The 20,388-nt window shown below is 75.0% G+C and carries 19 protein-coding genes and 1 pseudogene; 17 read left to right on the top strand and 3 right to left on the bottom strand.

Going from position 1 to position 20,388, the window contains the following annotated elements:
- Window positions 1-76: 76 nt before the first annotated feature.
- The 17 genes and pseudogenes from ACFVIU_RS29810 (at window position 77) to ACFVIU_RS29730 (ending at window position 16,716) form a co-directional block, all read left to right on the top strand.
- The gene (locus ACFVIU_RS29810) at window positions 77-1,636 is read left to right on the top strand and encodes a phage tail sheath family protein (RefSeq protein WP_385846289.1); all 1,560 of its coding nucleotides are present in this window, start codon (window positions 77-79) and stop codon (window positions 1,634-1,636) included.
- 35 nt (window positions 1,637-1,671) lie between these two features.
- On the top strand, window positions 1,672-2,112 hold the full coding sequence (locus tag ACFVIU_RS29805; protein ID WP_385846288.1) for a phage tail protein: 441 nt from the start codon (window positions 1,672-1,674) through the stop codon (window positions 2,110-2,112).
- Window positions 2,109-2,606 carry a hypothetical protein gene (locus tag ACFVIU_RS29800; RefSeq protein ID WP_385846287.1) on the top strand — a complete coding sequence of 166 codons (498 nt, stop codon included), beginning with the start codon at window positions 2,109-2,111 and terminating at the stop codon, window positions 2,604-2,606. Before ACFVIU_RS29805 ends, ACFVIU_RS29800 begins: the two co-directional genes overlap by 4 nt.
- On the top strand, window positions 2,603-2,761 hold the full coding sequence (locus ACFVIU_RS29795) for a DUF6760 family protein (protein ID WP_385846286.1): 159 nt from the start codon (window positions 2,603-2,605) through the stop codon (window positions 2,759-2,761). The genes ACFVIU_RS29800 and ACFVIU_RS29795 overlap by 4 nt, the downstream gene beginning before the upstream one ends.
- 4 nt (window positions 2,762-2,765) lie before the next feature.
- On the top strand, window positions 2,766-5,828 hold the full coding sequence (locus ACFVIU_RS29790; RefSeq protein ID WP_385846285.1) for a hypothetical protein: 3,063 nt from the start codon (window positions 2,766-2,768) through the stop codon (window positions 5,826-5,828).
- Window positions 5,829-5,899: 71 nt separating this feature from the next.
- A complete protein-coding gene (locus ACFVIU_RS29785) occupies window positions 5,900-6,325 on the top strand; it encodes a phage tail protein (RefSeq protein WP_385846284.1) in 426 nt (141 codons plus the stop codon).
- Complete coding sequence (locus ACFVIU_RS29780; RefSeq protein ID WP_385846346.1) at window positions 6,322-7,044, top strand: LysM peptidoglycan-binding domain-containing protein; 723 nt, start codon at window positions 6,322-6,324, stop codon at window positions 7,042-7,044. The genes ACFVIU_RS29785 and ACFVIU_RS29780 overlap by 4 nt, the downstream gene beginning before the upstream one ends.
- Complete coding sequence (locus ACFVIU_RS29775; protein ID WP_385846283.1) at window positions 7,041-8,867, top strand: VgrG-related protein; 1,827 nt, start codon at window positions 7,041-7,043, stop codon at window positions 8,865-8,867. Before ACFVIU_RS29780 ends, ACFVIU_RS29775 begins: the two co-directional genes overlap by 4 nt.
- Window positions 8,868-8,934: 67 nt before the next feature.
- Complete coding sequence (locus ACFVIU_RS29770; RefSeq protein ID WP_385846282.1) at window positions 8,935-9,252, top strand: PAAR domain-containing protein; 318 nt, start codon at window positions 8,935-8,937, stop codon at window positions 9,250-9,252.
- Window positions 9,252-9,674, top strand: a complete 423-nt coding sequence (locus ACFVIU_RS29765) for a GPW/gp25 family protein (RefSeq protein ID WP_385846281.1) — start codon at window positions 9,252-9,254, stop codon at window positions 9,672-9,674. Before ACFVIU_RS29770 ends, ACFVIU_RS29765 begins: the two co-directional genes overlap by 1 nt.
- Window positions 9,674-11,632 (top strand): putative baseplate assembly protein, encoded by a 1,959-nt coding sequence (locus ACFVIU_RS29760; protein ID WP_385846280.1) that lies wholly within the window; start codon window positions 9,674-9,676, stop codon window positions 11,630-11,632. The genes ACFVIU_RS29765 and ACFVIU_RS29760 overlap by 1 nt, the downstream gene beginning before the upstream one ends.
- Window positions 11,629-12,195, top strand: coding sequence for a phage tail protein (locus ACFVIU_RS29755; RefSeq protein ID WP_385846279.1), 567 nt, complete (start codon window positions 11,629-11,631; stop codon window positions 12,193-12,195). Before ACFVIU_RS29760 ends, ACFVIU_RS29755 begins: the two co-directional genes overlap by 4 nt.
- Window positions 12,137-12,265, top strand: a pseudogene (locus tag ACFVIU_RS29750) (zinc ribbon domain-containing protein); the annotation flags it as partial. The gene ACFVIU_RS29755 and the pseudogene ACFVIU_RS29750, both read left to right, overlap by 59 nt.
- A 768-nt stretch (window positions 12,266-13,033) precedes the next feature.
- Complete coding sequence (locus ACFVIU_RS29745) at window positions 13,034-13,801, top strand: NADase-type glycan-binding domain-containing protein (RefSeq protein WP_385846344.1); 768 nt, start codon at window positions 13,034-13,036, stop codon at window positions 13,799-13,801.
- Between the two features lie 56 nt (window positions 13,802-13,857).
- A complete protein-coding gene (locus tag ACFVIU_RS29740) occupies window positions 13,858-14,250 on the top strand; it encodes a hypothetical protein (protein WP_385846278.1) in 393 nt (130 codons plus the stop codon).
- Window positions 14,251-14,377: 127 nt separating this feature from the next.
- Window positions 14,378-15,469 (top strand): PLP-dependent cysteine synthase family protein, encoded by a 1,092-nt coding sequence (locus ACFVIU_RS29735; RefSeq protein WP_385846277.1) that lies wholly within the window; start codon window positions 14,378-14,380, stop codon window positions 15,467-15,469.
- Window positions 15,466-16,716, top strand: a complete 1,251-nt coding sequence (locus ACFVIU_RS29730; protein WP_385846276.1) for an MFS transporter — start codon at window positions 15,466-15,468, stop codon at window positions 16,714-16,716. Before ACFVIU_RS29735 ends, ACFVIU_RS29730 begins: the two co-directional genes overlap by 4 nt.
- Before the next feature lie 67 nt (window positions 16,717-16,783).
- Here ACFVIU_RS29730 and ACFVIU_RS29725 read toward each other — a convergent pair whose 3' ends face one another.
- From ACFVIU_RS29725 to ACFVIU_RS29715, 3 genes are all read right to left on the bottom strand, one after another.
- The gene (locus ACFVIU_RS29725) at window positions 16,784-17,209 is read right to left on the bottom strand and encodes a cold shock domain-containing protein (RefSeq protein ID WP_385846275.1); all 426 of its coding nucleotides are present in this window, start codon (window positions 17,207-17,209) and stop codon (window positions 16,784-16,786) included.
- Between the two features lie 124 nt (window positions 17,210-17,333).
- Window positions 17,334-18,521, bottom strand: a complete 1,188-nt coding sequence (locus ACFVIU_RS29720) for a sensor histidine kinase (RefSeq protein ID WP_385846274.1) — start codon at window positions 18,519-18,521, stop codon at window positions 17,334-17,336.
- Between the two features lie 133 nt (window positions 18,522-18,654).
- Entirely contained in the window at window positions 18,655-20,373 is a 1,719-nt protein-coding gene (locus ACFVIU_RS29715) for a cation acetate symporter (protein ID WP_385846273.1), read from the bottom strand.
- Between the last annotated feature and the right edge of the window lie 15 nt (window positions 20,374-20,388).

Here is a 20,388-nt window from a genome sequence, read left to right as displayed (position 1 = left end):
CCTGTCGCCGCGCCCGACCCGCCTCGGAGACTCGGCATCGACGCAGGTGACCACGCTGGACCACAAAGGAGCGAGCATGCCGACGTACCTCACCCCGGGCGTGTACGTGGAGGAGGTGCAGTCCGGTGCCCGCCCGATCGAGGGGGTCGGCACCGCCGTCGCCGCGTTCGTCGGGTTCGCCGGGACCGGGCCGTTCCACGAACCGACCCTGGTCACCACCTGGGACCAGTACGTCCAGCTGTTCGGCGGCTTCGTCGAGGGCGCCTACCTCGCGCACGCCGTGTACGGCTACTTCGCCAACGGCGGCGGCGCGGCCTACGTGGTGCGGATCGGCGGACCCGGGGCCGGCTCCGAGGCCGCGGGAGACGGCGGCCGGCGGCCCCGGGAGATCCGCGCGGCGGAGCCCGTCGCGCTCGGCGGCTTCCTGGTGACGGCGCGGCCCGGCGCGACCGGGGTGTCGGTGGAGGTCGCCGACGCGGACGGCGAGAACCCGCCCGAGGACCGGTTCAAGCTGCTGGTCCGTCAGGGCGACCAGGTGGTGGAGTCGTACGACGTCTCCACCCGCAAGAACGTCAAGGGGTACGTGGTCACCCAGCTGCGCGCCTCCCGGCTGGTCGAGGTGACCGAGCAGCAGGACGCCGCCCCGGCCCGGCCCGCGAGCCAGACGGTGGCGGTGCCCGACGCGCCGGCCGCTCCCGCGGGTCCCGCCGCCGGCGAGGTCTCCCGGACCGACCCCGCCGAGTACGTCGGCGACGCCGCCGCCCGCACCGGTTTCGCCGGGCTGGAGGCCATCGACGAGATCACCATGGTCGCGGTCCCGGACCTGATGGGCGCCTACCAGCGCGGTGACATCGACGCCGAGGGCGTGCGCACCGTCCAGCTCGCGGTCATCTCGCACTGCGAGCAGATGGGCGACCGGGTCGCGGTCCTCGACACCCCGCCCGGGCTCACCGCCCAGCAGGTGCGGACCTGGCGCAACGACGAGGCCGGCTACGACTCCCGGTACGCCACCCTCTACTACCCGTGGGTGAAGGTCTTCGACCCGGCGGCCGGCCGCACCGCGACGGTTCCGCCGAGCGGACACATCGCCGGTGTGTGGGCGCGCAGCGACGCCGAGCGCGGGGTGCACAAGGCGCCCGCCAACGAGGTGATCCGGGGCGCGGTGGACCTGGAGATCCGGCTCAGCAAGGGCGAGCAGGACCTGCTCAACCCGATCGGGGTGAACTGCGTGCGCGCCTTCCCCGGCCGCGGCATCCGGATCTGGGGCGCCCGCACCCTGTCCTCCGACCCGGCCTGGCGCTATCTGAACGTACGGCGTCTCTTCAACTACCTCGAGGAATCCATCCTGTTGGGCACCCAGTGGGTGGTCTTCGAGCCGAACGACGACCGGCTGTGGTCGAGCATCCGCCGCAACGTCACCGCGTTCCTCACCGAGGAATGGCGCCGGGGCGCGCTCTTCGGCCGCACCGCCGAGGAGGCGTTCTATGTGAAGTGCGACCGCGACAACAACCCGCAGACCTCCATCGACCAGGGCCGGGTCGTCTGCGAGATCGGCGTCTCCCCCGTCAAGCCCGCCGAGTTCGTGGTGTTCCGGCTGGCCCAGTTCTCCGACAGCACCAGCCTCATCGACGAGTGACCCGCGGGTCGGCCAAGGAAAGGTGACAGACAGTCATGGCAGAGGGCGATGCTCTTTCCACCCACGTCTTCGGCGTGCAGCTCGGCGGATACCTGGTGGAGTCCATCCAGGAGATCAGCGGGCTGACCGTCGAGGAGGAGGTCGTCGAGGTACGGCAGGTCAGCTCGGAGGGCAAGCAGATCATCCGCAAGCAGCCCGGCGCCCGCCAGGCCGGCGAGATCACGATCACCCGGGGACTCGACAAGAGCAGCGAGTTCACCAAGTGGATCAAGGAAACGCTCAACAACGGTGCCGTCGACACCGCCCGGCAGAACCTGACCATCGAGATCAAGGACAGCAAGGGCGAGACGGTCCGCCGTATCCAGCTGATGAACGGCTGGGCCTCCCGCTGGGAGGGGCCGTCCCTCAAGGCCGGTGAGTCGGCCGCGGCCACCGAGTCCGTCACGATCGTGTTCGAGGAGATCGTCGTCGAATGAGGCGCCGTACCGTCACGGCGGGCAGCCTGGAGGAGATCCTGGAGGCGACGGCGCCCGCCCCGGCCGCCGAGCAGCCGCCCACCCCGCCCGCCGCCACCCCCTCCCCGACACCACGGGAGCACGGCCTGCGCACGGAGTTCGAGTTCGAGCTGCCGCGCGGGTACGTGGACGAGGCGGGCACCCTGCACCGGCACGGCGCGATGCGGCTGGCGACCGCCCGCGACGAGCTGCGGCCGCAGATCGATCTGCGGGTCAAGGAGAACCCGGCGTATCTGAGCGTGGTGCTGCTGAGCCAGGTGATCACCCGGCTCGGCGCCATCACCGATGTGCACGCGGGGATCGTGGAACGGATGTACGCCACCGATGTGGCGTTCCTCCAGGACTTCTACCGCCGGGTCAACAGTGAGGGGCACACCCGTGCCGCGGTGACCTGTCCGCACTGCGAGGGCGCCTTCGAGGTGGACCTCTCGGGTGGGCGCCTGGGGGAATCGTGACGTACGCGCTCCCCCGGCTCCGGGAGGAGATCGCGTACGTCGCCTATCACTTCCACTGGCAGCGCGAGGAGATCCTCGACCTCACCCACGCCGAGCGGCAGACCTGGGTGGCCGAGATCGCCCGTATCAACACCCGGATGAACGAGGGCGGTTGAGTTCATGGCATGGTGGCACGCCCTGCGCCGCCGGGCCGCGGCGGCGACCGGCACGGCGGAGCGCACCGTCCCCGCCCCCGAGTCCGATGCGGGTTCCGGTTCCGTCGTCGCGCCCGCGTCCGCGTCCGTGCCGGGGGACTGGGACGGCGGGTGGCGCAGCGCCCCGCCGCCGACGCTGACCGTCGCCCGCGCCCCGATCGGCGTCAGCGACGGCCTCGCCTTCCGCGCGGGCCTCGCCTCCTGGCAGAACCCGGCCTTCGACGCGGGCCTCGGCCACGCGCTGCTGCCCTCCGCCCCGGCGGGGTTGCTGCACGGCGTCACCCAGCGGGCCACCGCCCCCGCCACCCGCCACCACGCCGACGGCGGTCCACTGCTGCTGCGGGCCGCCGTCCGCCCGGACACCGAGGAACCGGCCGAATCCGCCGGCCGACCGGGCGACTCCTCTCGTACGACGGCCCCCGCGCGTCGCCGTACGGCGCCTGCTGCACCGCAGCGCTCGGCCCCGACCGCGAACCGTCACGCGCCCGGCGCGGCGGCCGTCCAGCGGGCCGCAGCGGGGCCCGCCGATCAGGTGGTCCGCCCCGCCGATCCGGGCCGCCCGGCGGCGGGGCCGGAACTTCCACCGGTCCGTCGGATCGCCGTGGTACGGGTCGCCCCGCGCGGCGGAACGGCGGGCCCGGCTCCGGCGGGCGGCCCGGACAGGGCCACGATCACCGCCCAACGCGCCGATGCCGTACGGCCCCGGCCGCTGGGTCCCTCACTCACGGTTGCCCGGCGGTCGGCGGAACCCGTACGCCGGATCCCGGCCCTGAAGCCCGAGGTCCGGCGTGGCGCAGCCCCTGGCAGGGGCACGGACAGCACCACGGACACGGACGCGACGCCCTCGATCACCACCGAGCCGGCCCCCAAGGACACCTCTCGCCCCGACTCCCCGGAGCGACGGATCGACCGAGCCCCGTTGGGCACGCCCCTGCCCGAACTGCCGCCCACCGCACACCCCTCGGCCACCGGCGGACCAACAGACCCGCCCCAGCCCACGGCACCACCCGCGCTCCCCCTCGGACCTGGCCCCGCGCCGGCCGACGCCGGGCACCCGAGCGGACTGCGGGCGCCGCTGCCGGCGATGCCACCGACCGCACGCCCCTCGGCCACGGGCCGACCGGCAGACCCCTCCCACCCCACGGCATCACCCGCGCTCCACCTCACCGGTCAGCAGGCGCACACCCCCGGCCCGGCCTCCGCGCCAGCCGACACCCGACACCGGGCCGGACTGGGCGCGCCCCTGCCCGAACTGCCGCCCACCGCGCGCCCCTCGGCCACCGGCCGACCCACAGACCCGCACCACCCCACGACACCACCCGCACTCCCCCTCACCGGGCGACAGCCGGAGACCCCTGCCCCCGCACCAGCCGGTCCCGCGCTGTCCGACACCCGACACCCGAGCGCACTGGGCGCACCCCTGACCGAGGTGCCGCCCACCGCACACCCCTCGGCCACCGGCCGACCCACAGACCCGCACCACCCCACGGCACCAGCCGCACTCCCGCTCACCGGGCGACAGCCGGAGACCCCTGCCCCCGCGCCGGCCGATGCCCGGCACCGGGGCGGACTGGGGGCGCCGCTGCCCGCGATGCCCCCCACTGCCGCTCCACCCCACTCCCCCAGCTCCAACGGGCGGCCGGTCACCGTGCGCTCCGGCAGCGCGCCCCTGCTGGGCGCGGCGGACACCGGACGCCCCGGCCTGTCCGGCAACTCCGCGGAGAAGAGCGGGATTTCACCCGCGTCCAGCAACCCCTCGGCCGTGCTGCCGGGTCCCTCGACGGCTGACGGCACTCCGCCGGTCGTCACAGCAGGGCCCGGACCGGCGCAGTCCCTGTCCGTCCCGGAGCCCTCGCCGGCCGACCGGGCTGCCCCTGGTGCGCGCGGTGCGTCACCGGCGGACCGTCCGCGCTCCGGTGGTCACGGCGCGCCGGGCCCGGTCGTCGTCGCCCGTGCGGTCTCGGGACCGGCGCGGCCGGCGGGTCCGGGCACCGCGGGAACGCCCGGTGTCATCGGCCGGCCGCCGTACACCGTGCAGCGGCGCAGCTCGGGCGTCGCGCCGGGCGCGCCCCGTGCCCTGGCCCTGCTCGCCGCGCGTCCGCTGACGCTCAACACCCGTGCGCCGCACGGCTTCGCGCCGCCTGCCACGCCCCGCGCCCCCGTGCACCCGGTCGTGGCCGCGTCCTGGCGCCGCGAACCGACCGCGGCACCGGCTCCCCCACCCGCCGTACCGAGCAACGCGGGATCGGGCCCATCCGCGCGACCGGCCCGGAGTGTCCCCGCGCATGCCGCCGCACCGCCGGTACAGCGGGCCGCCCCCGGCCCCGGCCCCGCGCCGGCGCTCCCGCACCGGACGTCATCAGACGGCCCGGCACCGATGCCAGCGGCCTCCTCCGCCTCCCCGCCGAGCCATCCCGCCCCGGTCGCCGATGCCGGGCCGGTGACAGCGCTCCCGCCGTCGGGCAGCCGCACGCCCCCGGCAGCGCTGCCGTATCCCTCCCCGTCGGCGACCCCGGCTACCGACCCCCCGTCACCCGGCGGCCCCAGCCGCCCCGCGGCTCGGCGGGCCCTTCCCGTCGTACGGCCTGAGCCTCCCGTTCAGCGGGCGGTGGGCGGGGCGGATGCGGTGTCGCGGCCGCCGGTGCTGCCCTTGGCCGAGTCGTCGGCCGGGCCGCTGCACCTGCCGGACCGCCCGGTGCCGGTGGCCTCGCCCGGACCGCCCGTGCCCGTGGTACGCGCCGGCCGCGCGGCGACGGCGCCGGTCGTCCAGCGGGACGGGGCCGGCAAGGCGGGTGGGGTTCCGGGGGCGGCGGTGCCCGCGCGCGGGAGACAGCGGTCGGCCTCCGCACCGCCCGCGCCCGGCAGGGCCCCGGCGTCGGCACCGGCACCGGCACCGGCACCGCAGGACGCCGGTATCGACCTGGACGACCTGGCGCGGCGGCTTCTGGAGCCGATGTCCCGGCTGCTCCGCGCCGACCTGCGGCGCGGCCGGGAACGCGCGGGCCGCCCCTACGACGGCCGTCGTTGAAGACACGTTGAAGACACGTTGAGGCAGCAGGACGCTCAGGACGCCAAGGACAGGGAACGGATGAACCACGGATGACGGACAACATCTTCGCGACGAGCGTGTTCTTCCGGCTCGCGATCGGCGGCAACGACCTGGGGGCCTTCCACACCTGCTCCGGCATGGGGGCGGAGGTGGAGATGGAGACGTACGCCGAGGGCGGCAACAACGGCTTCACCTGGCAGTTGCCCGGCCGCGTCAGCTGGTCGAACATCACGCTGACCCGGCCGGTCACCGCCGACACGGCGAAGATCGGCCGCTGGCTCGACGAGACGCTGCGACGCGTGGAGCCGAAGGACGGGGAGATCGTGGCGCTCAGGCCGGATCTGACCCGGATCATCAGCTGGCAGGTGCTCGGCATCGTGCCGGTGCGCTGGCAGGGGCCGTCCTTCGACCCGTCGTCCTCGGAGCCGGCGGTGGAGACGCTGGAGATCGCCCACGAGGGACTGAGGCCTTCCTGATGCCGTCCCTGCGCACCAGCCGGGCCAGGGCCCAGCTGACACTGAAGGAGCCGCCGACCGCGGTCGGTGCCAAGCCCGGCGGGACGATCGCGCGGCTGAACCTCCAGTTCAACCCGACCACGCTGCAACTGCGCAAGACCACCGAGTGGCGGCGTACTCCGTCCCGGATGGCCGGGCAGTCGGCGCTGCCCGAGTTCGTGGGCAGCGGCCCGCGGGAGTTGAGCCTGGAGGTCTTCCTCGACGCGACCTCGACGCACGACAACTCGGTCGAGCAGGCGGTGGAGAAGCTGATGAAGGCGTGTGTGCCGACGCCGGCGAGTCTCGCCCGCAAGAAGCCGGCCAGCCCCTGGGTGCGGTTCGAGTGGGGCACCGCGCGGACGACGTCGTTCGACGGGGTGCTGTCGAGCCTGTCGGTGACGTACACGCTGTTCGACGTGGACGGCAGGCCGCTGCGGGCGACCTGTGCGCTGTCGGTCGAGGAGGCGAGCGTCGACCCGCCGGGGCAGAACCCGACCTCGGGGGCGCGCACGGCCCGCAGTACGCACACGGTGGTGGCCGGGGACAGCCTGGCGCTGCTGGCGTGGCGGGAGTACGGCGACGCGACGGCCTGGCGGGTCATCGCCGAGGCGAACGGGATCGACGACCCGATGGCCCTGGTGCCCGGCACCGAACTGGTGGTGCCGGCGCTGGGGGACGCGGGCGCGGAGGAGGAGCGGTGACCACACCGGAGGCGCGGGGCGGCCGGTCGTTCGCGGCGGACCCCGTCGTGGAGGCGCCCGGCGAGCTGCCGCAGGTCTGGGCGGCGCAGTTGGTGAGCTGTGTGGTGGACGAGAACGTGGGTCTGCCGGACACCGCGGTGCTCACCTACCGCGACCCCGACCACGAGTTCCTGAAGTCGACCGGCATCACGCTCGGTACACCGCTTCGGGTGTCCGTGGTGACGGTCGCCGGGCAGGCGCGCGAGCGGCTGTTCAACGGCGAGGTCACGGCGGTGGAGATCGACCGGGACGGCACCGGGTCGTTCACGGTGGTGCGGGCCTACTCGGCCGCGCACCGGCTCCAGCGGGGCCGGAAGGTGGTGGCGTACCGGAACATGACGGCCGCCGCCATCGTCCGCAAGGTGGCCGCCGGGGCGGGCCTGCCCTGCGGGAAGGTGGAGGCCGCGCCGGTCACCTACCGCCAGCTGTCGCAGGCCAACGTCTCCGACTGGGACTTCTTGCAGTACCTGGCCGGGGAGAGCGGGGCGCTGGTGCGGGTCGACGACAAGGGGGTGCTCCAGTTCACCCGGCCCGAGAAGGCGTCCGGCGCGCCGGCGCCGTCGACGCCCGCCACCCAGAACCCGATGGTGCTGGAGTACGGGCGGAACCTGCTCGCGCTGCGGGCCGCCCTGTCGGGTGCGGACGGCGCGGGCTCGGTCGAGGTGCGGGGCTGGGACGCGACCACCAAGACCCCGCTGGTGGCGCGGCAGCCCGCCGTGCACAGCGAGACCGTGCTGCCGGGGCTGAGCCCGGCGCTGGCCGCCCGGTTCGGTGCGACGGCGAAGCTGACGGTGACGGACACCCCGTACCGCAGCCAGGCCGAGACGACCGCGGCGGCGGACGCGATCGCCGCGCAGGTCAGTTCGGGGTTCGGCGAGCTGGAGGCGGTGGCCGAGGGAAATCCGCGGCTGCGTGCGGGCCGGCCGGTCGCGCTCGGCAACGTGGGGCCGGCGTTCTCCGGGCGGTACACGGCGACGGCGGTGCGGCACAGTCTGGAGCCGCACGGCGGCTACCGGACGACGGTGTGGGTCAGCGCCAGCCCGGACCGGTCCCTCGCGGGCCTGGTGACCGGCGCGAACGCGCCCGGCCGCGGCCCGCGCATGCCGGGTCTGGCGATCGGTGTGGTGACGGACGTACGGGAGCCGGGGGGCGCGCAGAGCGGCGGGGTCCGGCTCCGGTTCCCCTGGCTGGACGACACCTATGTGACCGACTGGGTGCGCACGGTGCAGTGGGGCGGCAAGGGCGGCGGGGGCGTGGTGAGCCCCGAGGTCAACGACGAGGTGCTGGTGGGCTTCGAGCAGGGGCTGCTGGACAGCCCGTATGTCATCGGCGGTCTGTACAACGGCGTGGACCGGCCCTCGCCGCACGACGTGCCGCTGGTGGACGCGACCAGCGGCAGGGTCAACCGCCGTTCGGTGGTGTCGCGTTCGGGTCATCGGGTGGAGCTGCTCGACGCCAGGGCGCCGGGGCCGTCCGGGGTGCGGCTGCGCACCGGGGACGGGCGGCTGGAGGTGCTGCTGCACGACCGGGAGAACACCATCGAGCTGACGGTGTTCGCGCCCGGCGGCCGGCGGCCGCTGTCCTGCGTACGGCTGGACGAGCGGGGCATCGCACTCGACGCGGGAACCGGAAAGGTCAGCGTCAAGGGCGGCACCGTGGAGATCGACGCCACCACGGCGGTCCGTGTCGGCGCTCCGTCCGTGCACATCACCGGCCGGACGGACGTCACGGTCGACGGCGGCCTGCTGGGGGTGCTGAAGGCGGATCTCGTCCGCATCAACTGACGTCAACTCACTTGTCCGACACGCCCGTTGAGGGCCGTACCGTACCGTTCTCGCGAGGAGCCCGGATATGCCCGCCGCAGCCCGTACCGGCGATCCCACCAGCCACGGCGGTGTGATCGCCACCCCGCCGCCCGGCGCCGCCGCGACGGTGGCGCGCGTGCTGATCGGCGGCCGGCCCGCCGCCGTCGTGGGCAGCCTGCACACCTGTGTCATGCCCCCGCACGCGGCCCTCGGACCGGCCAATGTGATCCTGCCCTCCCCGGCCGCGCTGCTGTCGGGCCAGGTCCTCATCGGCGGGCTGCCGGCCGCGCGGGCGGGCGACTCCACCGCGTGCGGTGCGACGGTGCAGATCGGTGCGCTCACCGTGCAGATCGGGGGCCTGTGATGAGTGAACGGTTCATCGGACGCGGCTGGGCGTTCCCGCTGCGGGTCGGGCCGACCGGCGGCATCGCCATGGTGGAACGGGAACGGGAGATCGAGGAGGCGATCCGGCTGGTGCTGGGCACCGCACCCGGTGAGCGCCCGATGCGGCCCGAGTTCGGCTGTGGCATCCACGACTTCGTCTTCGCGCCCGGCGACGGCGCCACCGCGGGGCGGATCGCGCAGGCGGTGCGCGAGGCGCTGGAGCGCTGGGAGCCGCGGATCGCGGTGGACGACGTGGTGGTGGCCTTCGACGAGGTGGACGCCGGGACCCTCTACATCGATGTGCACTACACGGTGCGCTCCACCAACGACCGGCGCAACCTGGTCTTCCCCTTCTACACGATCCCCTCCGAGGAGGGGGCCGAGGAAACGGTCGCGAACTGATGGCCCTGCCCTCCCCCAACCTGGACGACCGGCGGTTCCAGCAACTCGTCGACGAGGCGAAGCGGTACGTGCAGCAGCGCGCCCCGGAGTGGACCGACCACAACGTCTCCGACCCGGGCGTCACCCTGATCGAGACGTTCGCCTACCTGGTGGACCAGTTGCTGTACCGGCTGAACCGGGTGCCGGACAAGAACTACACCGCGTTCCTGGACCTGTTGGGCATCCGGCTGTTCCCGCCGGCTGCGGCCTCGGCCGAGGTCGACTTCTGGCTGTCGGCACCGCAGCCGGACACGGTGACGCTGCCCGCCGGCACCGAGGTGACCACGGCGGACGGCGAGTCGGAGGAGCCCGTGGTGTTCGCCACCACGGAGGAACTGCGCATCGTGCCCAGCGAGTTGGTCCGGCTGGTGACGGCGCCCCGCTCCGGTGAGCAGACCGACCGGACCGGCCGGCTCGCCGAGGGCCTCGATGTGCCCTGCTTCCAGGCGGCGCCCGAGCCGGGGGACGCCCTGCTGTTCGGGCTGCCCTCGGCGGTGCCGCGCTGTGTGCTCGCGGTGCGGCTGGACAGCCGGGTGGAGGGCGTCGGCGTGGACCCGCGTCAGCCGCCGCTGGTCTGGGAAGCGTGGGACGGCGGCCGCTGGCAGCGGTGCGAGACCGGTGCGGACACCACCGGCGGGCTGAACCGGCCCGGCGAGGTGACCGTGTTCGTGCCGGCCGGGCACACGGCGTCGGTGATCGGTGGGCACCGGGCGGGCTGGCTGCGCTGCCGGGTCACCGAGCCGGAGCCGGGCCAGCCGTTCTACTCGGAGTCCCCGACGGTGCGGGAGGCGTCGGTGTTCACGGTGGGCGGCACCACCTCGGTCGAGCACGCCGAGACCGTCACCGATGTCCCGCTCGGCATCTCGGAGGGGGTCCCGGGCCAGACGTTCCGGCTCGGCCGCCCGCCGGTGCTGCTGGACGGCGAGCCGCCGGTGGTGGAGGTCTCCTCCGCGGACGGCTGGCTCCCGTGGCAGGTCGTGGAGCACTTCGGCCGCTCGGAGCCCACCGACCGGCATGTCCAAGTGGACGCCACCACCGGGGAGTTCATCTTCCCGCCGGCGCTGCGCGAACCCGACGGCACGCTGCGCCCGTGCGGCGCGGTGCCGGAGAAGGGCGCGCACATCCGGGTGGCCCGCTACCGCACCGGCGGCGGCCCGGCGGGCAACGTGGCCCGCGGCGCGATCTCGGTGCTGCGCAGCTCCGTGCCGTACATCGCGCGGGTCGGCAACCGGGAGGCGGCCCGCGGCGGGGTGGACGGGGAGACCGTCGCCAACGCCAAGCTGCGGGCTCCGGACGCGCTGCGGATGCAGGAGCGCGCGGTCACGGCCGAGGACTACGAGACCATCAGCCGGCAGGCGGCGCCCTCGGTGCGCCGGGTGCGCTGTCTGCCCGCCGCGGACGCGGCCGGCGCGGTGCGGGTGCTCGTCGTGCCGGACGCCGTGGCCGACGACGGCGACCGGCTCCGCTTCGAGCAGCTGATCCCCTCCGACCAGGTACTCCAGACGATCACCGCGAGCCTGGACGAGCGGCGGCTGATCGGCACCCGGCTGGTGGTGGAACCGCCCGCCTACCAGGGCGTCACCGTGGTCGCCCGGCTCGCGGCGGCGCCCGGCGACACCGACCGGGTGCGCGAAGCCGCCCTTGCCGCGCTGTTCCGGCACCTCAACCCGCTGCGCGGCGGGCCGGACGGCACCGGGTGGCCGTTCGGGCGGCCGGTGCAGTACGGGGAGGTCTTCGGCGTGCTCCAACAGGCCACCGGCAACGCGCTGGTGGAGGAGATCCGGCTGTTCCCCGCCGACCCGATCACCGGGCGGCGGGGCGCGCCGGTGGACCGCATCGACGTGGGGCCCGGCACGCTGGTGTTCTCGTACCAGCACCAGGTCGTCGTACAGCCGGTCGAGCCGGAGGCCGGGGCATGAGCCGCGCCGGAGTTCCGGGCCTGCCGAGCCGGCACCCGATCGGAGCGCTGCTGCCCGCGCTCTACGCCGAGGACGACTTCGCACAGCGGTTCACCGCGGGCCTGGACACCGTCCTCGCCCCGGTGTTCGCGACCCTCGACAACCTGCCCGCCTACCTGGACCCGCGGGTGGCGCCGCTCGACTTCGTGGCCTGGCTGGCGTCATGGGTGGGCGCCGAGGACGACCCGCACCGGCCGGCCGCGCTGCGCCGGGAGGCCGTACTCCGGGCGGTGGAGCTGCACCGCCGGCGCGGCACCCGGCGCGGTCTGGTCGACCGGCTGTGGCTCACCCTCGGCGTGCACGCCGAGGTCACCGGTGACGGCGGGGCGGCCTGGTCCCGTACCGCGGGCGCCGAGCTGCCACCGGAGCCGTCCGGTGAGGTGGTGGTCCGGGTCTGGCCGGGCCGGGACCCCGAGGTGGACGAGGCCCGGGTCCGCGAGGTGGTCCGGGCCCTGTGCCCGGTGCATGTCTCGTGCCGGGTGGAGGTCCTGCCCGGCCCGCCCGTCGACGACGGAGGGAGGTGACGTCGTGCGCAGCTGTCCCTCGTGCGGGGCGTCCAACGATCCCGGGGACGACTTCTGCCGCAACTGCGGCTCCTACCTGGGCTGGTCCGAAGGGCGTACCCCGCCGGCGCAGTCCCCGGCCGCGGATTCCCCGGCTCCGCGGCCGGATCCCCCGGCCCCGCAGCCGGACCGGCCGACGGGCAGCCGATCGGCCGACGCGCGGCCGGCCGACCTGCCGTCGGACGACGTGGCGTCGGATGACGCCTCATCGACAGGTGCGCCCTCGGCTGACGCCCCGTCGCCGGACCGCCGGCCGCCGGACGGCCCGTCGGCCGATGCCCCCTCGTCGGCGTCCGCGGCGGACGGCGGGTCCGCCGTGTCCCCGACCGCCCCCGACCATTCCCCGTCCCTGCGGGACCGGCTGACGAACCGTGCCCGGCGGGAGCCACAGAACGCGCGCCGCACGAGCCCGGAGCGGAACCCCGGGCCTCCGGCGGCGGGGGCAGCCCGGGATTCCGGATCCCCCACGGCTCCTGACACTGCTTCGGCGTCGAGCCCGGCCGTCCCGGCGGGCGGCAGCGCCGGTGACCGCAACCGCCCCGATACGACCCGAACGGACCGCCCGGCCGCATCCGGACCGGCATCTCCGTCGACCCGTGCCCCGGCGACCGGCGCCCCGACCTCCGAACCCCCGGCCCCCGAACCCCCACCCACCGACAACCCGGCACCGAGCCGCTCCACACCCGGCCCCTCACCCACCCGCCCCTCCACCCCCACACCCCCCGCACGCGCCTTCCCCGGCCCCCGGGCTCCCGCGTCCATCGAGCAGAGCGGGCCGCACGACGGGCCGGTGTTGCCCGTGCAGCCCGCGAAGCCGGTCGCGCCGCGTCCTGTCGTACGTCCCGCCGCACCCGCACCCGAGGAGGCCACCGGGCCGCCCTGCCGGGTGTGCGGCACGCCGAACCCGCCCGACCGCCGGTTCTGCCGCCGCTGCGCCGCCCCCCTGCGCCCGACGGAAGCCGCCGCCCCGCTGCCCTGGTGGCGCACCATCTGGCCGTTGCGCCGCCGGGTGCGGGCCGGCTCCGGCCGGGCGGTACGACTGCTGGTGATCCTCGCCGTGGTGGTGGGCCTGTGCGTGGCCGGTTTCCTGCTGCTGCCCGCCGGGCGCGCCCTGGTCGAGGACACCCGCGACAAACTCGGCAACGCCAAGGCCGTCACCCCGGCGCATGTCACGGCGAGCGCCCAGGTGCCCGGGCATCCGGCGGCGGACACGACGGACGGTCTCAACAACCGCTACTGGGGGGCGCCGGGAGCGGGCGCCTCGGTGACGTACACCTTCGACAAACCGTTCCGGCTGGTCGACCTCATCATCACGAACGGCGCGGCCACGGCACCGGAGCAGTACGCCCGCGAGGCCCGGGCGCTCCGGATGGATGCGGAGGTCACCTCGGCGGACGGCACGGTGCACCGCAGCACGCTCTCGCTCAGCGACACACCGGGGCCCCAGACCTTCCCCACCGGGGTGAGCGACGTCGTCAGGGTGCGGCTGGTGCTGCGGTCGGTCACGGGGCTGACGTCCGGCCGTCATGTCGCGGTCGCGGAGGTGGAGTTCCGTCAGCGCAGCTGAAACCCGGAGCCCCGAGATCGCAACTCTGTGCAATTGATCGGTTACTCTAGGCGGCCATGAGGAACGGCCCCGCCTCGCGCACCCGCCGCGCCGTGCTGCGTGCCGGCGCGGCGGTCGTGCTGCTCCTGGCCGTCCTCACGCATCTCGCGGTGTGCGGACACGACCCCGTGTCACTGCCCCGGGCCGGCGGGCCCGTCGCGGCCGCGGCCACTTCCGGCGCGCCCGGTTCGGTCCCCGACCCGCACTGCTGCGGCGGCGACGAGCCGACGCTCCAGGCGCCCCGCGGCACCGCCGGGCCGGTGCCGGCCGGGCACGAGGCGACCACCCTGGCCGGACCGGCGCACGTCCCCGCGGGGACGTCGTCCGGGCCCGGCAGGGCATCGGACAGGAGGGCGGAGGTCCGGTCGACCGGGCCGTCACCGGCCCGGCTCGGGGTGTGGCGGACCTGAGCGGCCCCCGGCCGTGACCCCGGCCGTCCCTCGGGACCCGCCGGGGCGCGGCCGCCGTCTCCGTTCATCTCGCCCCCCACCTCACGGCCCTCAGCCGTCCGCCGAGCGGCCGCAGGAGCAGCACGCCATGAACCACACACCCCTGCCCACCCCCGCCAGGCACCCCCTGCGCACGCCGGCCGGGCTCGTCGGCGACACCCCGGTCCTGTGGATCGGAGAGCCCTTCACCGCCGCCGGCCGCGGCTTCTGGGCCAAGCTGGAGGGACACAATCCCGGCGGTATCAAGGACCGCGCCGCCCTGCACATGGTGCGCGCGGCCCGGGAGCGCGGGCAGTTGCGGCCCGGCGCCCGGATCGTGGAGTCCAGCTCGGGCACGCTCGGCCTCGGTCTGGCGCTGGCCGGAGCCACGTTCGGCCACCCGGTGACCGTGGTCACCGACCCCGGTATGGAGCCCCTGCTGACCGGGCTGCTCACGGCGTACGGCGCGGAGGTCGACGTGGTCACCGAGGCGCACCCGGTCGGCGGCTGGCAGCAGGCCCGGCGCCGGCGCGTCGGGCAGCTCCTGGCCCGGCACCCCGGCGCCTGGCACCCGGACCAGTACGACAACCCCGACAACGTCGCCGCGTACGCCCCGCTCGCCCGTGAACTGGCCGCCCAGCTCGACCGTGTCGACACCCTCGTCGTCTCCGTCGGCACCGGCGGCCACTCCGCCGGCGTCGCCTCGGTGCTGCGCGGCTCCTTCCCGGGGCTGCGCGTGGTCGGCGTCGACGCGACCGGCTCGACGATCTTCGGCCAGCCCGCCGCGCCCCGGCTGATGCGCGGCCTGGGCAGCAGCATCCACCCGCGCAACGTCGCCCACCGGCTCTTCGACGAGGTGCACTGGGTCGCCGCCGCCGACGCGGTCTGGGCCGCCCGGCGGCTGGCCCGCGACCACTACGCCACCGGCGGCTGGAGCGTCGGCGCCGTCGCCCTGGTCGCGCGCTGGCTGGCCCGCACCCTGCCCGCCGGGAACCGTATCGTCGCCGTCTTCCCCGACGGGCCGCAGCGGTATGTGGGCACCGTCTACGACGACGCCTACTGCCGGGTCCACCAGCTGCTGGACCGGCCGCCCGCCGACGACCCGGACGAGATCGCGCACCCCGGCGAGCGCACCGTCACCCGCTGGACCCGCTGCACCCGGGTCACCGACCCGACGCTGCCGCAGGGGGCCGCCCGATGAGGAGCCTGTGGCGGCAGACCCGTTCCTTCCCGGCGCCGGCCCGGCTGTTGATGGTGAACCAGTTCGCCATCAACCTCGCCTTCTACATGCTGATGCCCTACCTGGCCGGGCATCTCTCGCACGGGCTGGGGCTCGCCGCCTGGGCCGTGGGGCTCGTGCTGGGGGTGCGGAACTTCTCCCAGCAGGGGATGTTCCTGATCGGCGGGACCCTCGCCGACCGCTTCGGCTACAAGGCGCCGATCATGGCCGGGTGCCTGCTGCGCACCGTCGGTTTCGGCCTGCTCGGCTGGGTGGACGACCTGCCCGCGCTGCTCGCCGTCTCCGCCGCGACCGGTTTCGCGGGCGCGTTGTTCAACCCGGCCGTCCGCGCGTATCTGGCCGGGGAGGCGGGCGAGCGGCGCGTCGACGCGTTCGCCGTGTTCAACGTGTACTACCAGGCCGGCATGCTGCTCGGGCCGCTGGTCGGACTCGCCCTGCTGGCGGCCGACTTCCGGCTGGTGTGCACGACGGCCGCGGCCGTGTTCGCCGGGCTGACCCTGCTCCAGTGGCGCGCCCTGCCCGCCCGGCACGGCCGCCCGGCCGGTTCCGGGGCGGGCGGGGTGGCCGCGCAGTGGCGCGGTGTCGTCACGAACCGGCCGTTCCTGCTCTTCGCCACCGCGATGACCGGTTCCTATGTGCTGACGTTCCAGGTGTACCTGGCGCTGCCGCTCGCCGCGGCGGTCGCCCTGGGTTCCGACGGTACGACGGTCACCAGCGGGCTCTTCGTGGTCTCGGCCGGTGTGGCGGTGGCCGGTCAACTGCGGCTGACGGTCTGGGCGAAGCGACGGTGGCGGCCCGAGCAGGCGCTGGTGTACGGGCTGGCGGCGCTGGGGCTCGCGTTCCTGCCGCTCGTCGCCGCCCCGCCCGGTTCGTCGCTCGCGGTGCTCGTCGCCCTGGTGGCGGCGGTGGTGCTCCTCGCGGCGGGTTCCGCGGTGGTCTACCCGTTCGAGATGGAGACCGTGGTCGCGTTGTCCGGCGGCCGTCTCGTCGCCACGCACTACGGCCTGTACAACACGGTCTCCGGCCTGGGCATCACGGTGGGCAACCTGGGCGTCGGCGCCCTGTGGGACTTCGCCGTACGGCACGACGCGCTCCGGCTGACCTGGACGGCGCTGACGGCCACCGGACTGGTGTGCGCCGCCTTCGTGGCCGTACTCGAACGGCGGGGACGGCTGACGGCGCGGCACCCGGAGCCGGCCACCCTCTGAGACTCCGCACGGCCGGCCGCGCAGGACGCGGCCGGCCACCCCTGCTGAGCCGCGGAGCGGCCCGGGGTCAGGCGCTCAACCAGCCCTTGCCGCGGGCCAGTTCGAGGACGCAGCCGCGGATCTGCCGGATCTGCGCGGCGGTCAGCGAGTCGACCGACTCGACCAGCGCCTCGGTCAGTTCGGTACGGAACAGGGCGGCGCTCGTGGCCTCCCCGGGCGCCTGGAAACGGGCGGCGACCGGCTCCTCCGCCAGGACGGGACGGCTGGGCAGCCGGTTCGGGGACGGCTGGTAGACCAACCGGATCTGCGAGGCCTTCGGGCCCTTGTCCCCCATCTCCAGATGGAACTCGACCTCGCTGCCCTCACGGTAGAGGTACTTCTCGTCCAGCAGGTCGTTCGCGTGCATGAACACGTCCTCGCCCGGCTCCGACGGGGCGATGAACCCATACCCCCGGACCTCGTCGAAACGCAGCACCTTGCCGGTCATCAGCACAGCCCACACACCTCCAGCAACAACACCAGTACAGCCGAGACGGCCCGCGCGCGGACGTCTCGCGAGCGAACCTACACACCTTCGGCCGCGGATACGAGCCCGGACCTGTGCGGCCCCGGGCCGGTCAGGGCGGCGGTGCCTGGATCCCGGGGCGGAACTTCGGGACCCGGACCGTGATCTTGGTGCCGGCGCCGACGCCGGTCTCGATGACCAGGCCGTGGTCGTCGCCGTACACCTGGCGCAGCCTGCGGTCCACGTTCCGCAGGCCGATGCCGGTCGCCGGACCGGCGGTGCCCGCCAGGACGGCGCGCAGGTGTTCCGGTTCCATGCCGACGCCGTTGTCCTCGATGACGACGCGGGCCTCGGTGCCCTCGTCCTCGGCGGCGATCGTGATGCTGCTGCGCTCGACGGACTCCTCCAGACCGTGTTTGAGGGCGTTCTCCACCAGGGGCTGGAGACACAGGAAGGGCAGGGTCACGGGCAGCACCTCGGGCGCGATGCGCAGGGTGACCCGCAGGCGGCGGCCGAAGCGGGCGCGGGCGAGTTCCAGGTACTGCTCGATGGAGCGCAACTCCTCGGCGAGGGTGGTGAAGTCGCCGTTGCGGCGGAAGGAGTAGCGGGTGAAGTCGGCGAACTCCTGGAGGAGTTCACGGGCGCGCTCGGGGTCGGTGCGGACGAAGGAGGCGATGCTCGCGAGGGAGTTGTAGATGAAGTGCGGGGAGATCTGCGCGCGCAGGGCCCGTACCTCCGCCTCGTGGGCGCTGGACCGGGCCCGGTCCAGACCGGCGAGGTCCAGCTCCACGGCGAGCCTTCGGGCGACCTCCTCGGCGGCCCTAAGGGCGGCGGCGGACTCGGTGCCGGTGAACACGGCGAGCGCGCCCGCGGTTTCGCCGTCGGCCGTGAGCGGCACCAGGGCGCCCCAGCGGACGGCGCACTCCTCGGTGGCGCAGGACAGCGTGAAGCCCCGGGGGCGGAGGCCGTGGGCGAGCTGCGCCGTGAGCTGATCGCGGTGGTGTTCGGCGGCGCCGTCCCAGGCGAGCACCGCCGATCCGTCGGTCAGTGCGAGGGCGGGCACCCCCAGCAGCGGGCGGAGCCGGCGGGCCGCTCTGCGCGCGGTCTCCTCGGTCAGACCGGCCCGCAGCGGAGCGGCGGCGAGCGCGGCGCCGTGCAGGGCGTGCGCGACGGCACGCAGCCCGTCGGCACCGGCCGTGTGCTCCGACTGCCGCCGGGCGGCGGCGTGCCCGAGCCCGGCCCCCAGCACGAACAGGGCCAGCCCCGTCAGCACCAGCCCCGCGGTGACGAGCACGGTCATGGGCGACACGCTCACCCGGACCCCCCGCGCCCGCGCCGTGGGGCCGGCACGGGTGTGCCCCGCTGCGCTGCGTCGGCCGGCACCGGCGGATGCCGTGGCGGAGGGGCGGCGGTGGGCATGCGGGCACTCCTTCTCAGGGGAGGGGCTCGGGCTGGTGCAGGCGGGTCATGGTGGCGGCGGTGCCGGGCGGAACGCGGTGCCGGGTGGCCAGGGACGTCACGATCATGGCCGTGAAGCCGACCGGGACCGACCACACCGCGGGCCAGGCCAGCAGCGTGTGCAGCCAGCCCGAACGGGCGATACCGGCGATGGTGGCCGTCACCGCGGTGAGCGCCGAGCCGCCGCCCAGCAGGAGCCCGGCGATGGCGCCCGCCGGAGTGAGGCCGCGCCACCAGATGCCGAGGACGAGCAACGGACAGAACGAGGACGCCGAGACGGCGAAGGCCAGCCCGACCGCGTCGGCCACGGGCAGATCGCCGACCAGCGCGCCCGCGACGGTGGGCACCGCGATCGCGGGCACGGTGGCGAGCCGGAAGTGCCGCACGTGCCGGATGCCCAGGCTGGGCAGCACGTCCTGGGCGAGCACCCCGGCCACGGACATGGTGAGCCCGGCGGCGGTGGACAGGAACGCCGCGCACGCCCCGCCGGCCACCAACGCGCCCAGCAGATCGCCCGCGGCCCCGCCCACCAGACGCCCGGGCAGGACCAGGACGGCCGCGTCGGTGTCGCCCGTGAGGAGCAGGTCGGGGGCGTACAGGCGGCCCAGCAGGCCGTACAACGGGACCAGCACATAGAACGCGCCCAGCAGGGCCAGCACGATCACGGTGGTGCGGCGGGCGGCGCGGCCGTCGGGGTTGGTGTAGAAGCGGACGACGACATGCGGCAGGCCCATGGTGCCGAGGAAGGTGGCGAGAATCAGCCCGTAGGTGGCGTAGAGGCTGTGCTGCGCGCGGTCCGCCGAAAGCGGGTTGCCCCAGCTGGTGGGCGCGGTGTCGTGGGGCGGGCGGTCCGGCAGGGGGACCTCGGCTCCGGCCGGGAAGCGCAGGGCCGTGCCGGTGCCGATGCGGTGGCGGCCCGCGGGCAGGGTGAGGGAACTGCCGTGCAGGGCCCGGCCGTCGACGGTTCCGGAGGCGGTCACCCGGACCGGCCGGCGCACGGTCAGGGTGAGCGGCCGGTCGACGCGCACCTCGGTGGAACGGTGGAACAGGGGCCGCTCGTCCCAGGAGGGGGCCGGGGTCCGGTCGGCGCGCCAGGCGAGCAGCAGGAACGCTATGGGCACCAGCAGGGCGGTGAGTTTCAGCCAGTACTGGAAGGCCTGGACGAAGGTGATGCTGCGCATGCCTCCGGCGGCCACGGCCACGGTGACCACGCCCGCGACGACCAGCCCGCCGAGCCAGCCGGGCAGACCGGTGAGCAGCCGCAGGGTCAGTCCGGCGCCGCTCAGCTGGGGCAGCAGATAGAGCCAGCCGACGCCGACGACGAGCACACCGGCGACCCGGCGGACGGCCCGGGACTCCAGCCGGGCCTCGGCGAAGTCGGGCAGGGTGTAGGCGCCGGAGCGGCGCAGCGGGGCGGCGACGAAGGCGAGCAGGACCAGGAATCCGGCCGTGTAGCCGATGGGGAACCACAGCATGTCGACGCCCTGTGCGAGGACGAGCCCGGCGACGCCGAGGAAGGAGGCGGCGGACAGGTACTCGCCGCTGACGGCACAGGCGTTGAGCCGGGGCGCGACGGTGCGCGAGGCGACGTAGAAGTCGGAGGTGGTGCGGGAGATCCGCAGGCCGAGCGCGCCGACGAGGACCGTGGCGAGGACCACGGCCGTGACGCCCGCGATGCCGTACGTCTGGTTCAAGGGCGGGTCCCGGCG

The sequence above is a fragment of the Streptomyces sp. NPDC127190 genome (assembly GCF_042672505.1).
Taxonomy (GTDB): domain Bacteria; phylum Actinomycetota; class Actinomycetes; order Streptomycetales; family Streptomycetaceae; genus Streptomyces.
The sequence above is the reverse complement of the archived record's forward strand: the minus strand, read 5'-3'. Positions and strand labels throughout refer to the sequence as shown.

Coding starts and splice junctions, on each gene's coding strand:
- ACFVIU_RS29810 (WP_385846289.1), top strand. CDS start 77: ATGCCGACGTACCTCACCCCGGGCGTGTACGTGGAGGAGGTGCAGTCC.
- ACFVIU_RS29805 (WP_385846288.1), top strand. CDS start 1,672: ATGGCAGAGGGCGATGCTCTTTCCACCCACGTCTTCGGCGTGCAGCTC.
- ACFVIU_RS29800 (WP_385846287.1), top strand. CDS start 2,109: ATGAGGCGCCGTACCGTCACGGCGGGCAGCCTGGAGGAGATCCTGGAG.
- ACFVIU_RS29790 (WP_385846285.1), top strand. CDS start 2,766: ATGGCATGGTGGCACGCCCTGCGCCGCCGGGCCGCGGCGGCGACCGGC.
- ACFVIU_RS29785 (WP_385846284.1), top strand. CDS start 5,900: ATGACGGACAACATCTTCGCGACGAGCGTGTTCTTCCGGCTCGCGATC.
- ACFVIU_RS29770 (WP_385846282.1), top strand. CDS start 8,935: ATGCCCGCCGCAGCCCGTACCGGCGATCCCACCAGCCACGGCGGTGTG.
- ACFVIU_RS29765 (WP_385846281.1), top strand. CDS start 9,252: ATGAGTGAACGGTTCATCGGACGCGGCTGGGCGTTCCCGCTGCGGGTC.
- ACFVIU_RS29760 (WP_385846280.1), top strand. CDS start 9,674: ATGGCCCTGCCCTCCCCCAACCTGGACGACCGGCGGTTCCAGCAACTC.
- ACFVIU_RS29755 (WP_385846279.1), top strand. CDS start 11,629: ATGAGCCGCGCCGGAGTTCCGGGCCTGCCGAGCCGGCACCCGATCGGA.
- ACFVIU_RS29740 (WP_385846278.1), top strand. CDS start 13,858: ATGAGGAACGGCCCCGCCTCGCGCACCCGCCGCGCCGTGCTGCGTGCC.
- ACFVIU_RS29735 (WP_385846277.1), top strand. CDS start 14,378: ATGAACCACACACCCCTGCCCACCCCCGCCAGGCACCCCCTGCGCACG.
- ACFVIU_RS29730 (WP_385846276.1), top strand. CDS start 15,466: ATGAGGAGCCTGTGGCGGCAGACCCGTTCCTTCCCGGCGCCGGCCCGG.
- ACFVIU_RS29720 (WP_385846274.1), bottom strand. CDS start 18,521: ATGACCGTGCTCGTCACCGCGGGGCTGGTGCTGACGGGGCTGGCCCTG.